This window comes from Pseudonocardia sp., assembly GCF_025965585.1.
Taxonomy (GTDB): Bacteria; Actinomycetota; Actinomycetes; order Mycobacteriales; family Pseudonocardiaceae; genus Pseudonocardia.
In genome coordinates this window covers 1-3,201 of sequence record NZ_JAOPWR010000087.1, presented here as the reverse complement: position 1 = coordinate 3,201, position 3,201 = coordinate 1, and the positions used below count along the sequence as shown (strand labels likewise).

Annotated in this window: 2 protein-coding genes and 1 pseudogene; 2 read left to right on the top strand and 1 reads right to left on the bottom strand. The window is 73.5% G+C overall.

All coding sequences use genetic code 11. The features are described 5' to 3' along the window. Positions 1-167 precede the first annotated feature (167 nt). Positions 168-1,154 carry an alpha/beta hydrolase gene (locus JWR81_RS05620; protein ID WP_297647529.1) on the top strand — a complete coding sequence of 329 codons (987 nt, stop codon included), beginning with the start codon at positions 168-170 and terminating at the stop codon, positions 1,152-1,154. 149 nt (positions 1,155-1,303) lie between these two features. Then, on the top strand, positions 1,304-1,660 hold the full coding sequence (locus JWR81_RS05615; protein ID WP_297647526.1) for a hypothetical protein: 357 nt from the start codon (positions 1,304-1,306) through the stop codon (positions 1,658-1,660). Between the two features lie 219 nt (positions 1,661-1,879). Here the strand turns inward: JWR81_RS05615 and JWR81_RS05610 are convergent. Beyond that, positions 1,880-3,201, bottom strand: a pseudogene (locus tag JWR81_RS05610) (NAD-dependent succinate-semialdehyde dehydrogenase); the annotation flags it as partial.

Below are 3,201 nucleotides of genomic sequence, written 5' to 3'. Positions count from 1 at the left end.
CCTCGCCGGGCCGCCCGGTGCGGTGCGCAGCGCTCGTGCCGGGGCGGTCGGGTGCGGTGGGTGGCGATCATGGTCCGGGGGTCCCGCGGGCGCGCCTGCCGGCCACCGACGTCCGCAACACAGCGGTTACCCCACCGGAAAGTCGCGGTCCTACCCTCGCACTGACCATGACCAGGTCGATCTCGGGCTCGGGCCACCTCGCGTCGGTGGTCGACACCTCGCTGCGTTTCCGCGTGGTGCACGGCTACCGGCGGGCCTTCCGCATGGCCGGGTCCGGGTCGCCGGTCGTGCTCGTGCACGGCATCGGCGACAGCTCGGCCACCTGGGAGCCGGTGATGACCGCGCTGGCGCGACGCCACCTCGTGATCGCCCCCGACCTGCTCGGGCACGGCAGCTCCGACAAGCCCCGGGCCGACTACTCGGTGGCGGCCTACGCCAACGGCATCCGCGACCTGCTCGGCGTCCTCGGCGTGGAGCGGGCCACGCTCGTCGGCCACTCGCTCGGCGGCGGCGTCGCCATGCAGTTCGCCTACCAGTTCCCCGAGCGCACCGAACGGCTGGTGCTGGTGGGCAGCGGCGGCGCCGGCCCCGACGTCACGCCGGTGCTGCGGGCCATGACGCTCCCCGGCGCGGCGAGCCTGCTCGGGTTGCTGCAGCTGCCCACCGCACGGCTACAGGTCGGTGCGGCGGTGGGGATGCTGCGGCTGCTGGGCACCGACCTCGGCCAGGACGCCCCCGACCTGCTGCGCATGGTGGACGCGCTGCCCGACGCCACCGCGCGCGCCGCGTTCATCCGCACCCTGCGCGCGGTGGTGGACTGGCGCGGGCAGGTGGTGACGATGCTCGACCGCTGCTATCTCGCCCGCGGCATGCCCACCCTGCTCGTCTGGGGCGGGCGGGACGCGGTGGTGCCGGTGGCGCACGCCCGCCGCGCCCACGCCGCCATGCCGGGCAGCAGGCTGGAGATCTTCTCCGACGCCGGGCACTTCCCGTTCCACACCGACCCCAACCGGTTCGTCGCGCTGGTGGAGGAGTTCCTCTCCACCACCGAGCCCGCGCGGTGGAGCGCCGAGCAGTGGCGGGAACTGCTGCGCAACCCGATGCCGACCCCCACGGGGCCGCTCCCGGCCACGACGGAACGCAACGCCACCTGACCCGGCGCTGCGGTACGCAACTCCGTGCCAGGTCGACGCGCAGCCGTGGCACGTGGCGCCGGACCAGCTCTCCGGCGGGGTGGGTCGGAAGCAGAGCGTGCAGTACCGGAAGGTCGATCGGCGGCGGGACAGCAACGGATCCACGACCCGTGCACGGGCGCCGGCGCGACCGGTACCGCAACCTGCTCCACATCGACCGGTGCGTGGTCCTGGTCAGCGCCTACGGCGGGGACGCCTACCCGCCGCTGGCCGACCTGCTCGAAGCGAGCGTGGCCTACGTCGACCGTCCCACCGTCGAGGCTCACCTGGAACGGTCGCTGTCCGGCACCGAGTGGTCGGCCATCGCTGCGCAGCTCACCGCGATGGCCTTCGACGAGTACATCGGGGACGCCGGCACGATCCGCACCGACTGGATCAACGATGTCCTGCTCCGAGCCGGCCTGCCCGGGCCGCCCCGAGACAACAGCCGCCCGCCGATCCCATCCCGGCATCCGCGCTCGCGATAAGGACCACCCGGACCTGCTCGAGCCGCGGCTACACCGCCGACTACGCCAGCGTCCCGCTGGCTCAGACGACCGACGTCGTGGACGAGTTGCTGCAGAGCGTGCTGCGCTACAGCGGTGCGGCGCGCACCTCCGAAGAGGACATCGCCCCCGGCGGTCGCACCCCCGCTGCGCACCTGTGCTTTCCGCTCCCCGCGGAGCCGGCCGACCTGAGGCTCCGCTTCAGGGGGCGATGCCGACGTACTGGGTCTCGAGGTACTCCTCGATGCCCTCGCTGCCGCCCTCACGCCCGAATCCGCTGGCCTTCAGGCCGCCGAAGGGGGCCGCGGGGTTGGAGATGACGCCCTGGTTGAGGCCGGTCATCCCGGCCTCGAGCGCCTCGCAGACCCGCAGCGCGCAGCGGACGTCCCGGGTGAACACGTAGGCGGCCAGGCCGTACTCGGTGTCGTTCGCGGCCGCGATGCCCTCCTCCTCGGTGCTGAACGTGGCGATCGCGGCCACCGGACCGAACACCTCCTCCCGCAGGATGCGCGCGCCGGCCGGCACGTCGGCCAGCACGGTGGGGGCGTAGAAGTGCCCGGGGCCGTCGATGGCCCGGCCGCCGGTGGTCACCGTGGCTCCCCGGGCACGGCGTCCGCGACCAGTTCGGCGACCTTGGTGCAGCCGGCCTGGTCGACCAGCGGGCCGACCTCCACGCCGTCCTCGCTGCCCGGCCCGACGGTCAGCGCGGCGAGCCGCTCCGTGAGCCGGCGGGTGAACTCCTCCGCGATCCCGGCCTGCACGTGGAAGCGGTTGGCCGCGGTGCAGGCCTGGCCGACGTTGCGCATCTTGGCCGCGACGGCGCCGTCCACGGCGGCGTCGAGGTCGGCGTCGTCGAACACCAGGAACGGCGCGTTCCCGCCGAGCTCCATGGAGGTCCGCAGCAGTTGCTGGGCGGACTGCTCGATCAGGCGCTGCCCCACGGGGGTGGAACCGGTGAAGGACAGCTTGCGCAGTCGGGTATCGCGGATGAGCGGTTCCATGACCGCACCGGTGGTGGAGGTGGTCACCACGTTGAGGACGCCGTCGGGCAGGCCGGCGTCGATCAGGATCTGGGCCAGCGCCAGCATGCTCAGCGGCGTCTGGCCGGCCGGCTTGACCACCATCGTGCAGCCGGCCGCCACCGCGGGGCCGATCTTGCGGGTGCCCATCGCCTTGGGGAAGTTCCAGGGCGTGATGAACAGGCACGGGCCGACCGGCCGCTTGATCGTCAGCAGCCGCGTCGCGCCGTCCGGAGAGGTGGCGAACCGCCCACCGATCCGGACCGCCTCCTCGGAGAACCAGCGGAAGAACTCGGCGGTGTACCGGATCTCGGCCCGCGACTCGGCCAGCGACTTGCCCATCTCCAGCGTCATCAGCAGGGCGAGGTCCTCGACCCGGCGAGGATGGTCTCGAACGCCCGGCGCAGGATCTCGCCCCGCTCGCGTGGCGGGGTCGCGGCCCAGCCTGGTTGCGCCGCCGTGGCCGCGGCGAGCGCTGCGTCCCCGTCCTCGACGGTGGCGTCG

Bases quoted from the DNA above. Each gene is read 5' to 3' on its own strand.
- JWR81_RS05620 (WP_297647529.1), top strand. From the start codon at position 168: ATGACCAGGTCGATCTCGGGCTCGGGCCACCTCGCGTCGGTGGTCGAC.